Source organism: Nesterenkonia sedimenti (assembly GCF_012641515.1).
Lineage (GTDB): Bacteria > Actinomycetota > Actinomycetes > Actinomycetales > Micrococcaceae > Nesterenkonia > Nesterenkonia sedimenti.
Window position 1 is genome coordinate 1 of the sequence record NZ_JABAHY010000013.1, and the last position, 21242, is coordinate 21242.

Annotated in this window: 20 protein-coding genes and 1 pseudogene; 9 read left to right on the forward strand and 12 right to left on the reverse strand. The window is 63.9% G+C overall.

Features of this window, described 5'->3' with window-relative positions:
- Nucleotides 1–324 precede the first annotated feature (324 nt).
- From HGQ17_RS11860 to purM, 3 genes are read left to right on the forward strand one after another with little or no spacing between them, the layout of a single operon-like run.
- Nucleotides 325–606, forward strand: a complete 282-nt coding sequence (locus HGQ17_RS11860; RefSeq protein WP_168888160.1) for a hypothetical protein — start codon at nt 325–327, stop codon at nt 604–606.
- Between the two features lie 2 nt (nt 607–608).
- Nucleotides 609–2192 carry an amidophosphoribosyltransferase gene (gene purF / locus HGQ17_RS11865; RefSeq protein WP_168888161.1) on the forward strand — a complete coding sequence of 528 codons (1584 nt, stop codon included), beginning with the start codon at nt 609–611 and terminating at the stop codon, nt 2190–2192.
- Nucleotides 2189–3382 carry a phosphoribosylformylglycinamidine cyclo-ligase gene (gene purM, locus HGQ17_RS11870; protein WP_168888162.1) on the forward strand — a complete coding sequence of 398 codons (1194 nt, stop codon included), beginning with the start codon at nt 2189–2191 and terminating at the stop codon, nt 3380–3382. Before purF ends, purM begins: the two co-directional genes overlap by 4 nt.
- Nucleotides 3383–3423: 41 nt before the next feature.
- Here purM and HGQ17_RS11875 read toward each other — a convergent pair whose 3' ends face one another.
- On the reverse strand, nt 3424–4563 hold the full coding sequence (locus tag HGQ17_RS11875; RefSeq protein WP_211090640.1) for a hypothetical protein: 1140 nt from the start codon (nt 4561–4563) through the stop codon (nt 3424–3426).
- A gap of 125 nt (nt 4564–4688) precedes the next feature.
- Between HGQ17_RS11875 and HGQ17_RS11880 the strand changes: the two genes are divergently transcribed.
- The 5 genes from HGQ17_RS11880 to HGQ17_RS11900 are packed head-to-tail and all read left to right on the forward strand — an operon-like array spanning nt 4689 to nt 9667.
- On the forward strand, nt 4689–5708 hold the full coding sequence (locus HGQ17_RS11880; RefSeq protein WP_168888163.1) for a nucleoside hydrolase: 1020 nt from the start codon (nt 4689–4691) through the stop codon (nt 5706–5708).
- A complete protein-coding gene (locus HGQ17_RS11885; RefSeq protein WP_168888164.1) occupies nt 5692–6459 on the forward strand; it encodes a queuosine precursor transporter in 768 nt (255 codons plus the stop codon). The genes HGQ17_RS11880 and HGQ17_RS11885 overlap by 17 nt, the downstream gene beginning before the upstream one ends.
- 43 nt (nt 6460–6502) lie before the next feature.
- Nucleotides 6503–7336: a histidine kinase gene (locus HGQ17_RS11890; protein ID WP_168888165.1), complete on the forward strand. Its 834-nt coding sequence runs from the start codon at nt 6503–6505 to the stop codon at nt 7334–7336.
- Between the two features lie 17 nt (nt 7337–7353).
- Complete coding sequence (locus tag HGQ17_RS11895; RefSeq protein ID WP_229503527.1) at nt 7354–8190, forward strand: energy-coupling factor transporter transmembrane component T family protein; 837 nt, start codon at nt 7354–7356, stop codon at nt 8188–8190.
- On the forward strand, nt 8183–9667 hold the full coding sequence (locus tag HGQ17_RS11900) for an ATP-binding cassette domain-containing protein (protein WP_168888167.1): 1485 nt from the start codon (nt 8183–8185) through the stop codon (nt 9665–9667). Before HGQ17_RS11895 ends, HGQ17_RS11900 begins: the two co-directional genes overlap by 8 nt.
- A gap of 634 nt (nt 9668–10301) precedes the next feature.
- Here the strand turns inward: HGQ17_RS11900 and HGQ17_RS11905 are convergent.
- The 4 genes from HGQ17_RS11905 to HGQ17_RS11920 all read right to left on the reverse strand — a co-directional run bounded on the left by HGQ17_RS11905 (nt 10302) and on the right by HGQ17_RS11920 (nt 14284).
- Nucleotides 10302–10844: a TetR/AcrR family transcriptional regulator gene (locus HGQ17_RS11905; protein ID WP_168888168.1), complete on the reverse strand. Its 543-nt coding sequence runs from the start codon at nt 10842–10844 to the stop codon at nt 10302–10304.
- A gap of 12 nt (nt 10845–10856) precedes the next feature.
- Nucleotides 10857–12461, reverse strand: a complete 1605-nt coding sequence (locus HGQ17_RS11910; protein WP_324615275.1) for an MFS transporter — start codon at nt 12459–12461, stop codon at nt 10857–10859.
- Nucleotides 12462–12530: 69 nt separating this feature from the next.
- A complete protein-coding gene (locus tag HGQ17_RS15745; RefSeq protein ID WP_168888169.1) occupies nt 12531–13469 on the reverse strand; it encodes an electron transfer flavoprotein subunit alpha/FixB family protein in 939 nt (312 codons plus the stop codon).
- A complete protein-coding gene (locus HGQ17_RS11920; RefSeq protein WP_211090641.1) occupies nt 13466–14284 on the reverse strand; it encodes an electron transfer flavoprotein subunit beta/FixA family protein in 819 nt (272 codons plus the stop codon). The genes HGQ17_RS15745 and HGQ17_RS11920 overlap by 4 nt, the downstream gene beginning before the upstream one ends.
- Before the next feature lie 151 nt (nt 14285–14435).
- On the opposite strand from HGQ17_RS11920, the gene HGQ17_RS11925 reads away from it, so the two are divergent.
- Nucleotides 14436–15464 carry an NAD(P)-dependent alcohol dehydrogenase gene (locus HGQ17_RS11925; RefSeq protein WP_168888170.1) on the forward strand — a complete coding sequence of 343 codons (1029 nt, stop codon included), beginning with the start codon at nt 14436–14438 and terminating at the stop codon, nt 15462–15464.
- 19 nt (nt 15465–15483) lie between these two features.
- Here HGQ17_RS11925 and HGQ17_RS11930 read toward each other — a convergent pair whose 3' ends face one another.
- The 7 genes and pseudogenes from HGQ17_RS11930 to HGQ17_RS11960 all read right to left on the reverse strand — a co-directional run bounded on the left by HGQ17_RS11930 (nt 15484) and on the right by HGQ17_RS11960 (nt 21237).
- Entirely contained in the window at nt 15484–16743 is a 1260-nt protein-coding gene (locus HGQ17_RS11930) for an alpha-hydroxy acid oxidase (RefSeq protein WP_324615276.1), read from the reverse strand.
- 96 nt (nt 16744–16839) lie between these two features.
- Nucleotides 16840–17781 carry a UDP-glucose 4-epimerase GalE gene (gene galE / locus HGQ17_RS11935; protein WP_168888172.1) on the reverse strand — a complete coding sequence of 314 codons (942 nt, stop codon included), beginning with the start codon at nt 17779–17781 and terminating at the stop codon, nt 16840–16842.
- Nucleotides 17782–17806: 25 nt separating this feature from the next.
- A complete protein-coding gene (locus tag HGQ17_RS11940) occupies nt 17807–18748 on the reverse strand; it encodes an AEC family transporter (RefSeq protein WP_168888173.1) in 942 nt (313 codons plus the stop codon).
- A 50-nt stretch (nt 18749–18798) separates the two neighbouring features.
- Nucleotides 18799–19542, reverse strand: a complete 744-nt coding sequence (locus HGQ17_RS11945; protein ID WP_168888174.1) for an IclR family transcriptional regulator — start codon at nt 19540–19542, stop codon at nt 18799–18801.
- 9 nt (nt 19543–19551) lie between these two features.
- Entirely contained in the window at nt 19552–19812 is a 261-nt protein-coding gene (locus HGQ17_RS11950) for a GntT/GntP/DsdX family permease (RefSeq protein WP_168888175.1), read from the reverse strand.
- A 61-nt stretch (nt 19813–19873) separates the two neighbouring features.
- Nucleotides 19874–20269: pseudogene (locus tag HGQ17_RS15925) on the reverse strand (GntT/GntP/DsdX family permease); the annotation flags it as partial.
- A 95-nt stretch (nt 20270–20364) separates the two neighbouring features.
- Nucleotides 20365–21237 (reverse strand): fumarylacetoacetate hydrolase family protein, encoded by an 873-nt coding sequence (locus HGQ17_RS11960; RefSeq protein ID WP_168888176.1) that lies wholly within the window; start codon nt 21235–21237, stop codon nt 20365–20367.
- Nucleotides 21238–21242 lie beyond the last annotated feature (5 nt).

Sequence of the window (21242 nt, forward strand, 5' to 3'; positions counted from 1 at the left end):
CCCAGCGGGGTGGAAGACGAAGTCTGGTTCCACGAACTCGACGAACCAGGTGCCTACGACGGGGTCGCCACCGGCTGGGACGTTGGCCCACCACCTGACTGGGCAGTAGACGATGCCGCCTAACCCCTGCTTGCCCACCCTCCACCGCTCGGCTCCCCCCTCAACGGAGCCGGGGATGGAGGAAGGCAGTGGTGGCCGGACGTGCCACAAGAACTTCACTACCTGGCCCCGGAAACGGACTGGCCGCTGTAGCTTGAAAATTCCATAGTGACCCCGAAATGGGCCGGTGTGATTCACCTGGCGTTCACCCAGTAGACTGGTGATATGCCTTCTTCGACGCAGCGCCGTCAGGTGAGCGTTCGCACCACCCCCAAACTCGTTCCGTTCTTGGTAGGTGCCCTCGCACTTGCCTTCACTGTGGCCGTCATCGTGGTCTATACGACTCCACAGGACCCCAATTACGGCACCGGTGCCTCGATCGGTTACATGACTTTCATCTTCACCATGCCGGCACTGGCCCTGGCCGCCACCGCATGGTTGATACTGGAAAAGGTTCTGCGCAAACGGCGCACCACCTATGACATCGAACCGCTAGGAGAGCGCTGAGTATGGCCCGTGGTGACGGACGCCTGAACCATAACCTCCTGGATGAGGATCCACTCCCGCAGGATGAATGCGGCGTATTCGGAGTTTGGGCGCCCGGCGAGGAGGTCGCCAAGCTCAGCTTCTACGGGCTCTTCGCCCTCCAGCACCGCGGACAGGAATCCGCCGGTATCGCCGCAAGCGACGGCAACCACATCCAGGTCTACAAGGACGTGGGGCTCGTCTCCCAGGTCTTCGACGAAGCCACACTCAACGCGCTGCGCGGACATATTGCCGTCGGCCACTGCCGGTACTCAACCACCGGTGGCAACCAGTGGTCCAATGCCCAGCCCACCCTCGGTGACACCCCGCATGGGACCGTCGCACTGGGCCATAACGGCAACCTCACCAATTCCGCGGACCTCCACGAGCAGATCGTCGCCCGCCACGGTGCAGCCAAATTCGGCGAACTCGCCCAGGGCAACACCACCGACACCGCGCTTGTCACCGCACTGCTGAAGGACCAGCCCGGAAACTCCCTGGAAGAACAGGCCCTGGCCCTGCTGCCCACCCTCAAAGGCGCGTTCTGCCTGGTGTTCATGGACGAGAACACCCTCTACGCCGCCCGCGACCCCCAGGGCGTACGCCCCCTGGTCCTGGGCCGGCTCAACAGCGGATGGGTAGTCGCCTCCGAACAGTCCGCACTGGCCACCGTGGGTGCCTCCATCATTCGGGAAGTCGAACCCGGAGAGTTCATCGCTATCGACGCCGACGGCGTCCGCTCCCACCAGTTCGCTGAATCGGCACCGGCCCGCTGCGTCTTCGAATACGTCTACCTCGCCCGGCCTGATGCCAATATCAACGGCCGAAGCGTCTACGAATCCCGCGTGGAGATGGGCCGGCAGCTGGCCCGGGAAGACACCCACGACGCCGATATCGTCATCCCCGTTCCCGAATCCGGCACCCCAGCAGCAGTCGGCTACGCAGAAGCCTCCGGACTGCCCTTCGCCCAAGGATTCATCAAGAACGCCTATGTGGGACGAACCTTCATCCAGCCCAGCCAGACGCTGCGTCAGCTGGGCATCCGGCTGAAGCTCAACGTCCAGGAGCATGTGGTTGCCGGGAAGAAAGTCGTCGTCGTCGATGACTCCATCGTCCGCGGTAACACCCAGCGAGCCATTGTGCGGATGCTCAAGGAGGCCGGTGCCGCGGAGGTCCACGTGAAGATCTCCTCCCCGCCGATCAAATGGCCCTGCTTCTATGGCATCGACTTCGCCACCCGTGCCGAGCTCATCGCCAACGGAGCGACCATCGATGAGATCACCCAAGCTGTGGGGGCTGACTCCCTGGCCTATATCTCCGAAGAGGGCATGATCGCCGCCACCGGACAGCCCCGCTCCAGCCTGTGCACCGCCTGCTTCTCCGGGGAATACCCCATTGAACTGCCCCCGGCGGATAAGCGCGGCAAACTGCTGCTCGAGCAGCCCTCCCTGCCGGGGATGCCGCAGCGACGCCCCCAGACCGGCTGCGAGCCCGGCCCCGATGCCGAGTTCGAGCTGGACTCCGATTGGGATGAAGAAACCCCACTGCGCGAGGAGGTCCTCCAGTGAGCAAGGCCGGTGCCGGAGCCCCGGAGAACCAGACCGCGGAAAACTCCGCTCCGATCACCTACGCCTCCTCCGGTGTGGACACCGAGGCCGGTGACCGCGCCGTGGAGCTGATGAAGGCTCATATCGAGGCCACCCACACCCCACAGGTAGTAGGCGGCTTCGGCGGGTTCGCCGGACTCTACGACGCCTCCGAGCTGAAGCGGCTGCCCCGGCCCCTGCTGGCCACCTCCACCGACGGTGTCGGCACCAAAGTGGCCATCGCTCAGGCGATGGATATCCACGACACCATCGGATACGACCTGGTCGGCATGGTCGTCGACGACATTGTGGTCGCCGGCGCCAAGCCCCTTTTCATGACCGACTACATCGCCTGCGGGAAGGTGGAACCGGCACGTATCGCCGCCATCGTCTCCGGAATCGCCAAGGCCACCGCCGAGGCGCAGACCGCCCTAGTCGGCGGGGAAACCGCAGAACACCCGGGACTGCTGGGTGAGCATGAGTACGACGTCGCAGGTGCCGCAACCGGTGTGGTCGACGCCAGCGCAGTTCTGGGCCCCGAGCGGGTCAAAGCCGGTGACGTGATCATCGGTATGGCCTCCTCCGGCATCCACTCCAACGGCTACTCACTGGTCCGCCGGATTGTTCGGGAAGCAGGCTGGGCCTTCAGTCGGGAAGTCCCCGAATTCGGCCGGACCCTCGGGGAGGAACTGTTGGAGCCCACCAAGCTCTACACCGCCCCCTGCCTGGATCTGGTGCAGAGCTTCAACGGGGATCCTGCAGAGACCGAGATCTCCCCCGATGCGCCCATCCGCGGGTTCAGCCACGTCACCGGCGGTGGCATGGCCGCGAACCTCGCCCGAGTGCTGCCCGCGGGCCTCATGGCCACAGTCGACCGGTCCACCTGGTCCTGGCCGTCAGTATTCAAGGTCATGGCAGACCTCGGCCGCGTCCCGCAGGCTGACCTCGAACGCACCCTCAACCTCGGTGTCGGCATGATCGCCGTGGTCGCCCCGGAGAAGGCCGATGCCGCGGTGGCTCACCTCAACAGCGCCGGGCAGAAAGCGTGGATCATGGGTGAGGTCAGCGAATACACACCGGAGGATGTCGCCGAGGCCGGGCAGGACTTCGTCCAGGGCGCCAAAGGCGTCGACGGCGGCGGCGTACTTCTCACCGGCAGCTACCACGACTGAGCCCAGCCGTCCCGTAGGTCAGGGCCGGGCAGGCTCACACCTCAGTCCTCAACACCTACGGCTTCAGCCCAGGCATCCACCAAAGCGGGCCCCGCCTCACCGAGTGGACCCACCACATACTCCAACTGTTCATCGGAGAGCGGCTCAGCGTCCTCCACTGCGGTCAGCACCTCATCCACGGTGGAAGCCATATCCCCGGTGGTGGTGAGGTAGTCCGGGATATCCAATTCGGGGTCCACTGTCCCCACCAGCGGGGTGCCCACCGCGGCGATCCTCGGGAACACGCTGCCGGGGATTCCCACGGCCACCTCAGCCCGGGCTGATGCCTCTACCGAACCTTCCTCGGCGATCTCGAACTCATCCCAGAGGGATTCGTCCTCACGGGGGTGCAGGCCCACCAGGATCTCGTAGCCCTCCTCATCCAGGGCATGGGCTGCATCCAGCAGCAGTTCTGCCCCCGGTGCGGCGCCGCCGGTCTCATCGGGGTGGGTGACACTGGTCAGGATCAGCACGGTGTCCGCCTCAGGCTCCCACTCAGGGGTCTCATCCATTTCAGGAACCCCCACCACCTCGATTTCTTCCTCCTCCACACCGAGGTAGACGGCGAAGGTCTCCTGTTCGGCATAGGAACTGGCCGTCACCCCAATGAGCCGGTCACGGATCTCCTCAGCATGTGGGGCCTCCTCCGGACGGAGATAGGCGGTGCTGCTGGCCATCAGCGGGAGATCCTCGAAGGCCTCGGCGACCTCTGCCGGCCACTCCTCAGCGCCGTTAACCACCAAGAGGTCATAGTCCTCAGGGTCAGCCTCATTCAGTGGGACGGAAGGGACCGAGGCCTCCTCATCCACTTCAGACATATCCGGCACGATGAGCTCAATAGTTCCGCCGCGTGCCTCAACATCATCGGCCACATGCTCTACGTGATAAGCACCCCAGGGCTCATTGGTGGCCACGGCAACCCGGAGCCCTTCCCCCTCATCACCCTCGTCAACCTCGTCGTCGCTACCCTCATCCTCAGCAGCCTCATCAGAATCAGCGGTCTCCTCCGTTGAGGCCTCCGCAGTGTTCTCCTCCTCGGTGGTCTGATCAGCCCCGTCATCGCAGGCTGTCAACAGCAGAAGCAGGGTCGGCAGGGTGATCAGAGTCGGGATCTGTGTCGAAAGGCGCTTAGTTGAGGTCATGAGCATTGATCCTGGTCCAGTTGTATGAACCGGATATGAACCAGTTCCAAGCGAAGTGTGAACACCCAGCCCCTGGTCAGCCCCAGCCGGAGGCCTTCTGCGGGGACCAGGCAGAATAGTGGGTGATGATTCCGCTTTTTCTGGACTGTGATCCCGGTATCGACGACGCCGTCGCCATCAGCTATCTGCTGTGTCAGGAGGATGTCGACGTCGTCGGTATTGCTGCCACCGGTGGGAATGTGCCCACCGGTCAGACAGTGCGCAATGCCCTGGGCTGGCTGGAACTGGCAGGGCGCAGGGATATCCCCGTACATCCCGGGGCCGAGGTTCCGCTCAAACAGCTCCAGGAGGGTGGGCTGCCGCTCTACGCCGATGACACGCACGGGCCCCAGGGCGCCGGGCACGCCCAACTGCCCGAGCCCCAAACCGCAGCCTCCCCGATCCCCTCAGCTGAGGCATGGGTCCAGGCCGCAAAGGCCCACCCCGGGGAACTGATCGGGGTCCTGACCGGCCCCTCCACCAACCTCGCCCTGGCCCTGCAACAGGAGCCGGAGCTGCCGCGGCTGATCAAACGACTCTTCGTCATGGGTGGGGCCTTCAACTACCGGGGGAATACAAAACCCACCACAGAGTGGAATATCGACCACGATCCCGAGGCTGCCCGGGAGGTCTTCGCGGCCTTCGGTGTGGCCGAGCACCTGCCGCTGATCGGCCCCATTGAGGCCACCGAGGCCGTGGTCATGACACCAGATCGACTGAGCCGGACCCTCAGCGGGGCGCCCCGGGACCAGTGGCACCAGCTTCTGGAGCAGCTGGGTGAGGCCCTGCGGTTCTACTTCGAGTTCCACGAGTTCGACGGTCACGGCTACCTCGCCCAGATCCACGATCCCTTTGTGCTCGCGGTGGCCCTGGAATGGGCCCGAGGGAGGCGCCCCGGGAGCCTGCCCTGGTGTGAGACGGCCGTCACCGCAGTGGATGTGGAGACCACCGGAACTCTGACGCGCGGGGAGACTGTGGCAGACTGGCTTGGCCGTTGGGGACGCCAACCCAATGCCGAGCTCATCCGGCGGATCGACGCCGAGAGCTTCCTGAATCACCTAGAGACCACCTTGATGAGAGGACCCGAGTATGTCCGAACCCGATAACGGATCTGGGCAGGGGTCCGCGCCAGCCGCGGCCCCCGGAGAAACCCCGAAAGTTCGTTTTGCCAGTACCGGCAGCCAGTACTTCGCAGTGCTGGTCTCCCTTCTTGCCGCCTTCTACCTGATCTCCAATATCGCCGCCACCAAACAGATGGACTTCGGCGGTTGGGTGGTCGACGGCGGTGTCTTCCTCTTCCCGCTGACCTATCTCATCGGCGGGATCATTTCAGAGGTCTACGGATTCAAAGCCGCCATGCGCGCGGTGCTCATCGGATTCGCGGTCATGGTTATCGGCGCCATCGTCTTCGGCCTGGTGACCATCTCCCCGGCAGTCAGCGACTCCCATAACCAGGAGGCCTTCGAGGTGCTCTTCGGCTGGGACGGGGTCTATATCCGGATCCTGGTGGCCTCCCTGATCGGTTTTCTGCTGGGCCAACTGCTGAACTCTGTGGTGATCGTGCAGATCAAGCGCCGCTTCGGTGAATCCAATCTCTGGGCGCGGATCATGTCATCGACAGTCTTCGGCCAGGTGGTCGATACCTTCATCTTCGGGCTCATCGCCTTCACCACCTTCCCGATGTTTCTCAACGCAGTACCGGGGGTGGATCTGTTCCCGATGATGACCTGGTCAGCATTCGCCAGCTACTTCCTCTTCGGCGTGCTCTACAAATGTCTCGTAGAGTTCGCCCTCTTCCCCGTCACCTACACCGTGGTGCGGATGCTGAAGAAGCGCGAACCCAGCTACCGGCACTGAATCACCCGCTCGGAAACCACCCCAAGAAGGAGAACACCCCCTGATGACAACCCCTGAACACGCCTCTGGGCAGGGGTCCGCGGCAGCCGCGGCCCCCGGAAAAACCCCCAATAAGATTCCCGCCCCGTGGTGGACCAATGCAGTCATTGCCGCCGGCGCCCTCGTCATCATCGCCACCTACATCGTGGTGCTGATGACCCAACCGGCCACCCTGGGCGAAGACTTCGGCTTCACGACCCTATGGGTGATGCTGGGATACCTCGCTGGCGGCATCCTGATCCTGATCGGCACCCTGCCGCGGATTCCGCGCAGCATTCTGGGCCTGATCCCGCTGGCCATCGCCATCAACATCACCACCGGTCAGATCGTGGGCACGATGACGGCCATCCCCCTCTATCTCGACGCCCTGGGCTCAGTGGTGATCGGCATTCTCGCGGGGCCCGCCGCCGGGGCACTGACCGGTGTGCTGACCAATGTTGTGTGGGGTGTGACCATCAACCCCACCGTTATCGCATTCACCGCCGGGGCCGCGTTCATCGGTGCCGCAGCCGGTTGGGCAGCCCAGCTGAAAGCCTTCCGGGCCATCTGGTGGGCAGTTCTGGCCGGAGCAGTAGCCGGTATTCCCGCCGGTGCACTGGGAGCGCCGGTGGCAGCCTTCGTCTTCGGCGGCGGCCTCGGCGTCGGCACCGGTGGTGTCGTGGCCACCCTCCAGGCAGCGGGACTGGAGATGTTCTACGCCACCACAGTCCAATCGCTGCTGTCGGATATCGGCGATAAAGCCATCATCTTCGCCCTGGCCTTTGTGATCCTATGGGCGCTGCCCAAACGGCTGCTGCGGCGCTATCCCTTCACCCGGCATTCCGTCCTCCGGCACTGAGCAGAGGTTTATCCGCATTGTCCGGCGCTGAACCTGCTCGGGTCACCTGGCAGCAGCCGAACCAGTTGACCGGCGGTCTGCACCCAGCCACTGAACTCGTGCTGCTGGGCTGTGGGCTGCTACTGGTCTACGGGGTGCCGTCCCCGGTGGTTCCGGCTGCGCTGTTGGTCATCGCCGGGCTGGCCGCTGCCTTCTCACCAAGAGTGGGGTTCGGCCGCTGGCTGCTGACACTGACCTTTCTGGCCGGTCCCATGCTGGTGATGGTCGGCATCATCCAGGGGCTGTTCTACCCCGGTGCGGATGTGACCGTGCTCTGGGAATGGGGACCGGCGGCCGTGACCGTGGAGGGTCTCTCCGTCGCAGCCCAGCTGTGGCTGCGAGTAGCGGCAATGATCGGGCTCTGCGCGCTCTTCGGTTTCGCCACCGATGCTTCCCGGGTTTTTGACGGGATGATCGCCCTGCGAGCGCCCCTGACCTTGGCCTATATCTGTTCGACGGCGATGAGTCTGATTCCGCTGCTGGGGGCTCAGATTCACCAGGGGCTGCAGGCTCGGGCGGCCCGGGGCTGGCCCACTGACCGGTTGATCACGCGTATGCGGTTACTGCCGGGGATTCTCACCTCGGTGATCATCACCTCCCTGACGCAATTGGATCAGCGCCATGATGCTCTGGCCCAGCGTGGATTCGGCAGCAGTCGCCGGCCGACCCCCGCCCGGTCCTATCCCAATGGGACATTACAGCGAGTGGCTCGCTGGGTGGCACCTATGCTTGTTGTGCTCCTGGTGGCCGCGGCGCTGGTGGATATGCTGCCGCTGCCCAGCGCCAGGGAGATTCTGGAGGTGCTCGGTGTCTGATCCTCAGAGGGAAGTTTTGCTGGAGTTCGACGAGGTCGGCTTCTCCTTTGACGACCAAGACTTCACCGGCGCCAGCCACCCCGTGTTGGCAGGGGTGGATCTTCTCCTGCGTCGGGGGGATTTCCTGGCCGTCTTAGGTCCCCAGTCGGCGGGAGCATCAACGCTCTGTCGGCTGGCCGCCGGTCTGCTCACCGTTGAGGGGCAGACCACCGGCCAGATCACCCGCGGTGGTTCGGTGGCGATGCTCGGTGATGACCCCGAGGCGCAGCTGAGCGGTATGACCAGCTTCGCCGCCGATGAGATTCGCCTTCCTGCGCGCCTACACGGCATCGAACTGCAGGAGGCCGACGGGCGGGCCGAGCAGGCCGCTCGGGCGCTGGGGATTACCCACCTGGGAGCTCGGCGCCTGGAGACGCTCTCCGGGGGTGAGCGACAGCTGACTGCCCTGGCTTCCCTGATGGCCCTGCAGCCGGATCTTCTGATCCTGGACCAGCCTGCCCTTGCCCTGGACGCCCCGGCCCGGTCCCGCCTGGTGCAGGCACTTCAGGAGCATTGTGCTGCGGGTGGGGCGGTTCTGGTCACCTCCCACCAATACGACGACGTCGCGGCCGCTGCTGATGAGTTCCTCACCATTGATCAGGGGGTCACCTCGGCGAATTTCCCCGTGGAAAGTCTCCCCCAGCATGGCGTATGGCAGCCCAGAGCCGGGGTGGCGGGAACTCCAAGCACTGCCGACCCGGAATCCTCGGAGGGCTCCGGGGCGTTCCCTGGTGCTGCCGCTGGTTCCCCGGTGCTGGAAGTCGCTGATCTCACTGTCTCCTTCTCTGGGAGGAGGGTGCTGGACGCAGCGCAGCTGAGTCTCAGTCCCGGGGAGACCATGGCTGTGCTGGGTCCGAATGGTTCAGGGAAGTCCACGCTGCTGCGCACGATTGCTGGTCTGCACAGGGCTCCCAATGCCCGAGGCTGGTTCCGATCCCGGCGCGGGCGCAGTAGTGGTTCGGCACTTGAAGTCTCCGGAAGTATCCGCCTGACCGGCCAGGAGATCTCGGAGCTGCCGGCTCATCATCGGGTTCCCCAACTTGCCTGGGTCGGGCAGGATCCCGGGGTTCAGCTCTCGGCGCCAACTGTGGTCAAAGAGCTTCAGCGTGCGCTGGTGGAAGAGCCTAGCCCCAAGCAGGTGGAGGAGGTCTTGGCGATCACGGGACTTACCGGACTGGAGACCGAGCATCCCTATGACCTCTCCCCCTCGCAGCGAAAGGACCTGGTGATCGCTACCGCCCTGCTGCTGCAACCGGCTGTACTGCTCCTGGATGAGCCGACCCTGGGCAGGGATGCGTCTGCGATGGATCAGTTGAACCGGATGGTGGACAGCTTTACCGGTGCCGGCGGGGCGGTGCTCCTGACCACCCATGACCATGTCTGGGCGGGGCATATTGCCCAGAAGGTTCAGGCCATCGACATCACTTCCACCAACTGAAGTCACGTGGATCCCCATGCAAAAGCTGAGTGAAAAATCCTGGCCGCGGACCCTGAAAACCTGAGGCTGGTGCTTCAGCATCTTGACGGGGATCCAGGGGTACCGAGCACCTCAGGACAGGTGTGAACAGCGGGTGAACTGTGAGCCTGCGCACGGGCAATGCCCAGTGTTGATTCTTACGTTCGCGGTGTCTATGAAATTCCCTCGCACACTGAAGGGGATGACCCACTGATGTCTGAGAAACTCAGCCGCCGTCACGCACTTGGCCTCACTGCCGCCGGAACCACAGCCGCCCTACTGGGCGGGATCAGCATGGCAGCTCCAGCCTCCGCGAACGACCGAACCACGGGACTGGATACCTACGCTTTGACGATGCACTTACCCGCGCCAGCGATGGCACCACAGTGATCCTGCATATCTGGCATGGTGCTCTCCCAGGGATCACTGGTGCCTATGGCCACTACCTGGTGGCTAAGGGCACCGCCTCCGGAGGCTATATTGCCACCTCGGACCCAGACCAGCCGGACCTGGGGATCTATGGGTATACGAGGTCCGAGCTCCAAGCCGCTATGAACCCAAACTTCGATAATCAGCGAGCTCTCATTATCTGGTACAACAGCTGAGCTTGAGTGGGCTAGGGGTTTTCCTCTGTAGGCCCTAGCTGCATGATCTGCTCCACCAGCCTGGCCCGGACCTCGGGGGTGAGGTGATTGGCGGTCATCGCCTCGTAGAACCACATACCGTCGGCGGCCAGTTTTGCCAGGAAACCACGGATGGCGTCGTCGTCGGTGGTTTGGGGGGCTTTGGGCGCCCACCGGTCCGAGACTGCCTCCCAGTAGGCGTAGAGCTCTGGATCCTCTGATGCCTCAAGCTGGAGGATGAGCTCAGCACGCTCGGGGTTCTGCGAGGTATGGGTATAGGCGGCGAAACGCTGCGCCTCGGTGAGCTCCTCGGCCGGCGCTCCGGCCTCAGCCTCCATGGCCGCCTCCCATTGGTAGGCCACGTACTCATTCAGGGCGCGGAACAGCTCCTCCCGGGAGCTGAAGTGATAGAGCAGCCCGCCTTTGGTCAGCCCCGCCTCGGCCGCCACGGACTCATAGGAGACAGCCGTGACACCATCGCGTTGAACTACTCGTTTGGCGGCCTCCAGGGCCTGCTCCCGCTTCGATTCCCGCATCAGCACACCACCCTAATGGTTATCCGGGAAGGCTTGGCTTTCGGTGCCGGGGGTGTAGCGGCGCAGCAGCCAGGCGCAGCCGATGGCGCCAAAGAGAACGACGACGCCGGTGGCCACCAGGACTGAGAGGTAAGCGGTATCGAAGGCCTCGGTGGCGGCGGCGACCACAGAGGCGTCGTCGGAGGTCAGCGCCACGGCCGGGGCCTGTCCCACCCATTCCTGGGACTCCGCCGGCAGGGTCAGCGCTCGGGAGTAGGCGAAGGTCAGCAGCGAGCCCATTGTCGCCACGGCCACCAGGCCACCGAATTCATAGGAGACCTCCTCCAGGGAGGCCGCCATTCCGGCCCGGTGCGGGGGAACATTGCCCATAATCGCACTGGAGGCCACCGACATCGAGGCACCCAGACCCACACCAGCCACGATGAGCCCAGTGATCAGCAGCGGCAGGGAGTCCTGTACTGCCGCGGCAATGCTGATTCCGGTGCCGATGGCCGCGGCACCGATACCGCCAGCGATCAGCACCAGCAGACCCACTCGGTGCAGCACCGCCCCGCCGAAGAGCGCAAAGGGCATCGATGCCAGGGCCAGTGCGGTGACCAAGAGCCCGGCCTCCAGGGGAGTGAAACCCTCCACCAGCTGATAGCGCTGGGTGATGACCAGTTGCAGGCCCATAATCGCGAAGATAGAGGCTCCTGCGGCAACCACTCCCCCGCTGAATCCGCGGTTGCGGAAGACGGCGAAGTCCACCAGGGGTTCATGGTCGCTGCGCATCAGGCGCAGTTGGCGGCGCACGAAGATCGTTACCGTGGCCGCACCCACCACAGTTGCGACCAGGGCAACTGGGAGGTTCAGCGGGGCCTCGGCCCAGGTCTTGATGGCCAGCACTGAGGCCGCCATGCCCACCAGAGCCTGAGCGGAGGAGACCGCGTCCCAACGCCGGTTGGGGTTGGTGAGGTTTCGCGGGCCGATGAGGATCATCAGCACACTCGCCAAGATCACGATCGGGATATTGACCAGGAACACTGATCCCCACCAGAACCATTCCAGCAGTGTCCCGGAGACTACCGGCCCGGCGGCCATACCAACTGTGGCCGTGGCGGCCCAGATGGCGATGGCGATATTGCGTTCGCGTTCGGCGGCGAAACTGATGCGGATCAGCGCCAGAGTCGCCGGCATCATCGCCGCAGCACCCACACCGAGCAGGAGGCGGCCGATGATCAGCACCTCCGGGCTCGGAGCGAAGGCCGCAGTCAGGGAGGCTGCACCGAAGATCACCAGCCCCACCTGAAACACGCGCTTATGCCCGAACCGATCCCCCAGCGCACCGGAGCCCAACAGGAGACCCGCCATGGTCAGGGGGTAGCCGTTGATGATCCAGAGCTGCTGAGAGCTGGAGGCCCCGAGATCCTGGCTGAGGATCGGCAGGGCCGTATAGAGGATGGTGTTGTCCAGGGCAATCAGCAGCAGGGCGGAGGAGACGATGCCCAGCACTGTCCAACGTTGCCAACGGGACAGTGAGGTATCGGGGGCGGTGGTCTCCGCAGTGACCCCAGCAAGACGCAGTGCGCCGGTGTCAGTGTTTTCGGGGTCCCCGTGCAGCCTGCGGTTGACGATCACAGCCAAACTTTACTATTCGTACGGTAAAGTTTGCGAGCTGTGACAGCCCGGACCGCCAGGAGGCCTCAGCTACCGGCGCTTGCGGATTTCGCTGATCAGTTGCGGGAGCACATGGTTGAGGTCGCCCACCACGCCGAAGTCGGTAATCTCAAAGACCGGGGCGTCCTCATCCTTATTGATCGCCACGATCCGCTCCGAGGTCTGCATGCCCGCCTTCTGCTGCACGGCCCCGGAGATGCCCACCGAGATGTAGAGCTGCGGGGAGACCGTAACACCGGTCTGGCCGATCTGCGCGGAGTGATCCATCCAGCCGGCATCGGTCACCTCACGGGAGGCCCCCAGTGCCGCACCGAGCTCATCGGCGAGTTCCTCGACCAAGCTGAGGTCGCCGTCGACACCGCGGCCTGCGGCCACCACAGTGCTGGCCTCGGTCAGTGCAGGCCGGCCGGTGCTGGGCACCTCGGTGGTCTCCAGAATCTCGACCAGCCCAGAGGCACTGACCGGCAGCTCCACCACCTCGGGGGCCTGGGCTACTGCAGGCAGGTCGGCGGAGGTCGTATTGGACTTCAGGGTGGCGATCAGTGGGGAGCCCTCACTGAGCTGGGCGGTAGTCCGCCAGGTGCCGGCCAACACGGTCTTGGTGGCCGCACCGGAGCCGGTCACCCCAGTTGCCCCGGTGATGAGTCCGGTGTCCAGGGCTGCTGCAGCCCGGGCCAGCGCGTCGACGGTATCCGGGGTGTCAGGTCCCAGGATGAGGTCAGCCTGCAGTTCCCCGGCGGCGGTCTGGACCAGCTCTGCCAGGGCGGGGTCCGGGGCGTGGATTGGTGTCTCGCCGGTGAGCACACCGGTGATGCCGCTGACGGCCAGCGGTTCGGCACCGTTGGCGGGCAGTTGACCGGTGACGATGACGACCTCGCTGCCCAGGGCTGTGCCATGGGCCAGCAGTTCGGCCTGGGCGCCGGTGAGCTGTTCGTCGACACGGTCGAAGACGATAAGTACCGAGGTCACAGCAGACCCTCCTTTTCCAGGTAGTCAGCCAGCTGGGTGCCGGCGGTGCCGTCGTCGTGGATGATCTGGCCTGCCTCCCGCTCAGGGCGGGGTTCTGCGGCGATCAGGGAGATCTTCGACTGCACGGCGATGGCAGTCAGCCCGAGGTCGGCCAGGCTCAGGGTGGTCACCGGTTTCTTCCGGGCCTTCATGATCGCTTTGAAGTTCGGGTACCGGGGCTCATTGGCCTGATCGGTCACCGAGACCACTGCCGGTAGGCCAGCGGCGACCTTCTGCCGGGTATTGCCCGAGACCCGGTCGACGACGACGCGGTCACTTTCGACGGTGAGGCTTGTCGCCTGGGTGAGGGCGGCCAGTCCGCCCAGCCGCTGTGCCAGCTGGGCGGGGACCGCACCGGATTCGCCGTCCTCACTGGCCATACCGGTCAGCACCAGCAGTTGGGAGTCGGCGTCGTGATTCTTGTGGATATGAGTGATGGCCCCGGCGAGTGCGGCGGAGGTCGCGTAGATATCGGCTGCGGCCAGTTGCTCGTCGTCGAGGTGGAAACCCTCATCGGCACCGATCTGCAGAGCCTTTTTCAGGGCGGTGGAGGCACCGTCGGGCCCCATGATCAGCGCGGTGACGCGGACTGTGGTCTCCGGGGCTGACTTCTCCAGGGCTTCACGGATCTGCAGGGCCGCCTCGATGGGGTATTCGTCCAGTTCTCCCAGGACACCCTCGGTGCGCTCCACGCGGCGGTCCTCGCCGATGGTGCGTTCCAGTTGGGCGTCGGGCACCCATTTGACCAGGGTGAGGATATGCAGTGAACCCGGCATGAATCCCTTCCGTTTTCGACAGTTCGCAGGCCTGATGGCGTGTGGTCAGTGCTGTCCCTCATGTTCCCATGAATTGGGGGTAACTGCCGCCTCCAGCGGGGGCAGAGTGAAGCAGATCACCGGCGCAGTGGAGCCCGGTAGGATCGCCGGTATGAATCAAGGTGTTGATCTGGCCGCGGCTGTGAACCGCTGCGCGGTGCTGCGCGAACCCGGTGTTGTTGTCATTGAGGACCGGGAGGTGCCGCAACCTGGCCCCGGGCAGGTCGTGGTGGCCATTGGTGCGGTGGGCATCTGTGGTTCGGATGTGCACTATTACGAGCACGGCAGGATCGGGGATTTCGTGCTGCGTGAGCCGATGGTGATCGGTCATGAGTCGGCCGGGACTGTGGTGGCAACCGGCGAGAACGTCGACCCAGCTCGGGTGGGGGAATTGGTGGCCTTGGAGCCGGGGGTGCCGTGTAAGAGCTGTGCCCAGTGCCTGGCCGGGCGGTATAACCTCTGCCCGGATATGCGGTTCTTCGCCACTCCCCCGGTGGATGGTTCGATTGCGACCTTTGTGGCCGTGGATGCTGGTTTCGCCCATCCTGCCGGTGAGGGTCTGAGCGCTGAGCAGGCGGCAATGGCGGAGCCGGTGGCTGTCGGTGTTTGGGCTGCCCGGAAGGCGCAGGTCAGTGTGGGAGATTCGGTGCTGATCACAGGTGCTGGCCCTGTGGGGCTCTTCGCTGCCCAGGTGGCGCGGGCCTTCGGGGCTTCTTCGGTGACGCTGACGGATCTCAGCGACTACCGGCTTGAGGTGGCCGCCGAGCTGGGCTTCGCCACCCGTCGGGCTGATGAGTCAGGCTCGGGACAGAACTTCGATGTGCTCTTGGAGTGTTCGGGTGCCGCCCCGGCGTTCCGCTCTGGGATGCGAGCGCTGGGTCCCAATGGGCGTGCGGTCGTCATCGGGATGGGTTCAGATGAACTGCCGCTGGAGGTTGCGGCCCTGCAGGGTAAGGAGCTGACCGTCCAGGGTGTCTTCCGGTACCGGAACTGCTACGCCGCTGCCCTTGAACTGCTGCGATCTGGCGCGGTGCAGACTGCCCCGGTGCTGACCCATCGCTTCGGCCTGGAGGAGACTGAGGCCGCCCTGACCCTGGCCCGCCGGGAACCCGCCTCCCTGAAGGCTGTAGTCGTCCTTTAGTTAGCTGCGACTTCAGGACTCAGCGGCCACGGGGAACCAGCCGCTGCAGCTGGGTGACGTGGCGGGGTTCGAGTTCGGCAATACTGCTGACTTCCAGCAGTTTCATGGTGCGCACGATCTGGTCGGTGAGGATGTCGATGGCGCGGTCGACTCCGGCGCGTCCTCCAGCCATGAGTCCGTAGAGATATGCCCTGCCGATGAAGGTGAACTTCGCACCCATCGCGATGGAGGCGACGATATCGGCGCCGTTCATGATGCCGGTGTCCAGGGCGATGTCGAGGTCATCGCCGAGTTCCCGGACCACCTCCGGCAGCAGGTGGAAGGGCACCGGGGCGCGATCCAGCTGCCGGCCGCCGTGATTCGACAGCACGATGCCGTCGACACCGAGGTCAGCGAGCTTTTTGGCATCCTCTACGGTCTGCACACCCTTGACCACGAGTTTTCCGGGGAAAAGTTCACGAATTTCGTGGAGGTCCTCGAAGTTGATGGACGGGTCGAAGACTTTGGCAATGAGCTCGGAGAGCTGACCATCAGTCGAGCGGAAGGAGGCGAACTCCAAGGGTTCTGTGGTCAAGAAGTCGAACCACCACCAGGGGCGTGGCACCGCATTGGCGATGGTCTTCAGGGTCAACGCAGGCGGGATCGAGAAACCATTCCGCCTATCCCGCAGCCGGGCCCCGGCGATGGGGGTGTCCACCGTGAACAGCAGGGTGTCGAATCCGGCGGCTGCCGCCCGTTCAGTCAAGCCATAGGAGATGCTGCGGTCGTTCATCACATAGAGCTGGAAGAAGTTCCGCCCCTCGGGATTAGCGGCCTTGACGTCCTCAATGCTGGTGGTGCCCAGGGTGGAGAGACTGAAGGGGATGCCGGCTGCCCCGGCGGCACCGGCTCCGGCGACCTCCCCGAGAGAGTGCATCATCCGGGTGAAGCCGGTGGGGGCGATCCCGAAGGGCAGGGCGGAGGGACCGCCGAAGACCTCACAGGAGGTGTCCACCTCGGAGACATCACGCAGAATCGCCGGGTGGAACTCCACATCCTCGAAGGCCTGGCGGGCGCGGTCCAAAGAAACCTCGCCCTCGGCCGCGCCGTCCGTGTAGTCGAAGGCGGCCTTAGGGGTGCGGCGTTTGGCGATTCGCCTGAGGTCCTCGATGGTCAGAGCCGCCGAGAGGCGCCGACGGGAAGCGTTGAAGTCGAATTTCTTGAACTGCAGCAGCGGTGCGAGATCCTGAGGTTTCGGGATCCGACGTGCGACTTTTCTGCGCTGAGGCTGCTCATCCACTATTGGCTCACTTCCCATGACTCACTTGATGAGCCGCGGGGCCCCGGCTCACATTCTTATGTGATGCACATTACCGGAGGTTAGCGGTCGCGGCTGTCAGCGCAGGGCGGCCCAGGCGTCAGCCACCATATCGGTGATGCTGCGCTGCGGGGCCCAGCCCAACTCCTGCAGAGCCCGTTGACCTGAGGCCACCAGAACTGCCGGATCTCCGGGGCGGCGGGGATGCTCCACGGCGGGGATATCGATTCCGGTGACCTCGCGGACTGCGGTGATGACCTCACGGACAGTGGTACCCGTGCCAGTGCCGAGATTGTAAACGGCGTGGTTGCCCGGTTCCGCAGCTTTGAGCGCTCGGAGGTGGGCATCTGCGAGGTCCACCACGTGGATGTAATCGCGGATGGCGGTCCCATCCCGGGTGGGGTAATCGGTACCGAAGATCTTTGCCTCTCCGGCATCACCGAGAGCCACTTTGAGCAGATTCGGGATGAGGTGGGTTTCGGGGTCGTGACGCTCACGCAGGCTTCCACTTGCTCCTGCGACATTGAAGTAGCGCAGGCTTACTGCCGCCATGCCGTGGGCAGCAGCCTCAGCGGTGAGCATATGGTCGATGGCCAGTTTGGATGCCCCATAGGGGTTAGTGGGCATCGCCGGGGTGTCCTCGGTGATCTGGCCTACCCCGGGTTCACCATAGACGGCGGCCGTGGAGGAGAAAACCATGCGCCTGACCCCTGCGCTGCGCATTGCGTCGATCAGCCCCAGGGTGGCCACGATATTGCCGTGCCAGTAGCGCTCGGGGTGGGTGACGGATTCTCCGACCAGGGATTTGGCAGCGAGGTGGATGACGGCGTCGAAGCTTGAATCCAGGATTTCCCCGGCTTCGGTGATCTCCCCCTGGTGCCAGGTTGCTCCGGAGAGCACCGAGTCCTGGTGGCCAGTGGTGAGATTGTCCAGGACCTCTACTGTGTGCCCTTCAGCCAGCAGACGGTCGGTGACTACGGACCCGATATATCCGGCGCCGCCGGTGACTAGAACCTTCACGGGCACTAGCTTAGAGCGCCCGGGCTCAGACTGCGATCAGCCAGGCGGCTAGCAGGGTCACCGGCAGGGCGAGTACCGAGGTGGAGACGATCACATCCTGCGGGACGATCACCGGCATCCGGTAGTGCAGGGAGAACAGCAGAACGTTCTGCGCGGTGGGAAGGGCGGCCATGGCCACCACGCCCAGGAGGTCGCTGCCTTGGAGCCCGAAGACCAGACCGCCCAGCAACAGCGCAATACCGGGCATCACGAGGACTTTGCAGAAGGTGGCGACCAGACTGTCGGGCAGTTTGTCCCGGTTAGTGAAGGGACGCTGACGGTAGAGGGACATGCCGAAGATCAACAGCATCAGCGGAATCGAGGTCTCACCGATCATTTCCAGTGGATCCCAGATGACTGTGGGCAGGGTGATCCCGACCAGGGAGATTGTGGCCCCGATGAGCACACCGATAGTGGTGGGGTTGAAAACCGAGGCCAGGATCATCTTGGCCCGCGAACCGCCGGGTTCCTGGCTGGCGCGGCGTCGGGAGATCAGCCCGAAGATGGTCAGATACATCGGGGCCTGGACTAGCAGCTGGGCCAGGAGGAAGGCGACCACAGGTTCGGTATTGCCGACCACGTAGAGGGCGACCGGTATACCGATATTGCCGATATTCGCGTACGAGGACGCCATCGCACCTACTGCGACATCCTCGGCTTTTCGGCTGGCCAGCAGGGCGTAGATGGTGAAACAGGCGGCAGTCAGCAGGGCGACCGCAAGCGCCAAGGGGGTGTAGAGTCCGGCAACTGCTTTGACGTCGGTGGTGGAGACGACCACCACCATCAGGCAGGGGTTGGTCACGTAGTAGACCAGGGGGGTGATGCCTTTTTGGATGGTGATGGACATATCCCGGGCTAATGCAGCAATTGCCACCCCGACTAGCGCCAGGACGGCCACCACACTGAATCCGAGGACGACTCCACCCACCCCAGCAGTGTATGCCTGCCCCGGGTCGCGACCCCGGGCCGGGTGCCCCTTTAGAGACCCATCTCACGTCGAATCATTGACCGCGCCTCTTGCAGCGCCGGGTAAAAGCTGTGAGGCCACGACTCATCCGTTCGTTGGGATGGCATGGTCACACTGAGGGCTGCTGCCACACCGGTTTCGGTTTCACTGACCAGGGGCACGGCCACGCAGCGACAACCTGCGATGAACTCCTCATCATCCACCGCGAATCCGAGGTGACGCACTCTGTCGACGATCCGCAGGATCTGATCAACATCGGTGACTGTGTTGTCAGTCAGACGGGGCAGAGCGACGGCGGAGAGCCGTCGGCCCACCTCAGCATCGGAGAGTGTACTCAGCAATGCCTTTCCAATGCCTGTGGCATGGGCGTGCAGTCGCATACCGACTGAAGAGGCCATACGCATCGGATGTGGCGACTCCCGGATGGCGATATAGACATTCTCGATCCCTTCGAGCCTGGCCAGCTGAACAGTCTCCCCCAACCGGGCGACCAACATTCCCATCGCATCCGAGGCAGCTTCAACCAGCCCCCGGTGGCCGTCATAGGCATTGCCTATCTGCCATGCGTGCAGGCCCAGTTGGTAGCGTCGGTCTGCTTCTGAGTACTCCAACCACCCAGAGTCGACCATGGTCTGGAGCAGCCCGTGGGCGCTGGCCTTGGGTATACCGAAGGCGACGACGTCTTGGAAACGCACCTGACCCATTTCGGCGACGTAGTCCAGCAGCGCCAAAGTACGTTCAGCTGATTTCACCATGCTCTTAGGTTAAGCACCCATCGGCAGAAGCGTGGCACCGATCAGTGCCAGGATCAGCACAAAGACCCCGGTGATGGACTGGGCCAAGGTGTATGTTTTCAGCCCGCCGGTCAGGGAGAGCCCTGGCAGTTTGGCGGTAACCCAGAAACCACTGTCGTTGATATGGCCCAGGGTCAGGGCTCCGGCGAGCATCATCGTTCCCGTTTCGAAACCCATGATGGAGCCTGCAGCCAGGGGGTTCGGTGTCGGCGGAACCAGGGTGTGCCACACCTGCGCCCAGGGCCACGGAACCTATCGCCAGTGGAAGAGGCTTGTTGGCTTCCTTGGCGATGGGAATCGCCAAGGGCACCAGGATGACGAAGGTGACATCGTAGAAGACCGGAATGGACAGTAGGAAGGCGGCGACGGCGAGCCCGTACATGGAGAACCGCTGCGAGGTCAGTCCAACCACCGTACGCGCGATCACCTTCGCGCCACCGGAGTCCGAGAGGAGTTGGCCCAGGATGATACCGAAGCCCACGGAGAGGCCGATGCCGGCCATCAGGCCCCCGAACCCTTCTGTGGTCGCCTCTGCCAGCTCTGGCAATGGGACCTGGGTGGTCAGGCCCAGCAGGATGGTGCCGATGATCAACGACATGGCGGGGTGAAGTTTGATCTTGACTATGAGCAGAATGATGACGGCAATGCTCAGGGCTAGCCAGAGTAGATCAGTCATTATGAGCTCCATTGCTCTGGTGGTCACTGCAAATGGGTGCAGTGGTCCCGCCGAGCGGCGTGGGGCCTCTCTCGACTATGAGGATTAGTAGGTGTGGTCAGATGCGCTCAGCCATGGACCACCGCCTCGTCCAGTTCCTGCCGTTGGGGCTGGCCCAGGCCATCGATGCCGATTTCCATGACATCGTCTGGTTTGAGGTAGTCGTATTTGCCGGAGATGGCCACGCCCTGGGGGGTTCCGGTGTTGATGAGGTCTCCGGGTTCGAGAACCATGTAATGGGATAGGTGGTGAACGACCTCTGGGACCGAGAAGATCATGTCCGAGGTGTTGGAGTCCTGGCGGCTTTCGCCGTTGATACGGGAGAAGAGACGGAGGTTATTGGCCTCAACTTCCTCGGCGGTTACCAGTTCCGGGCCGACCGGGTTGAAGGTCTCCGCGCATTTGCCCTTTGACCACTGACCACCGGACTGTTTGAGCTGATAGTTGCGTTCGGAAACGTCGTTGCTGATCACATACCCGGCGATGTGCTCTGCTGCTGCATCCGGCGAGGAGAGGTACCGGGCGCGCTTGCCGATGACGATGCCCAACTCAACCTCCCAGTCAACGGTCTCAGCCCCTGGTGGGATGACGACCTCATCGTAGGGGCCCACCACGGTGTTGGGATGTTTGAAGAAGATAATCGGAACCTCAGGTGGCGGGGATCCGGATTCGGCGGCGTGGGCAGCATAGTTCTGGCCGATACAAATCACTGCGGTGGGCCGGGCGATGGGTGCGCCGACTCGGAGCCTGTCCGCGTTCTCCAGCAGTGGAAGCTCGCCCTGGCCCAGGGCATTGTCCACCCGCCCAGCAGCCACGGCGGAGCCTTCGCTGAGAAAGTCTCCATTGATGTCCTCGGTGAGTGGACGGAGGTCGTAGTAGAGACCGTCGACGCTGGCAACAGGGATTTCTTCTCCCACGGGGCCCAGTCGCATGAATCGCATAGGGA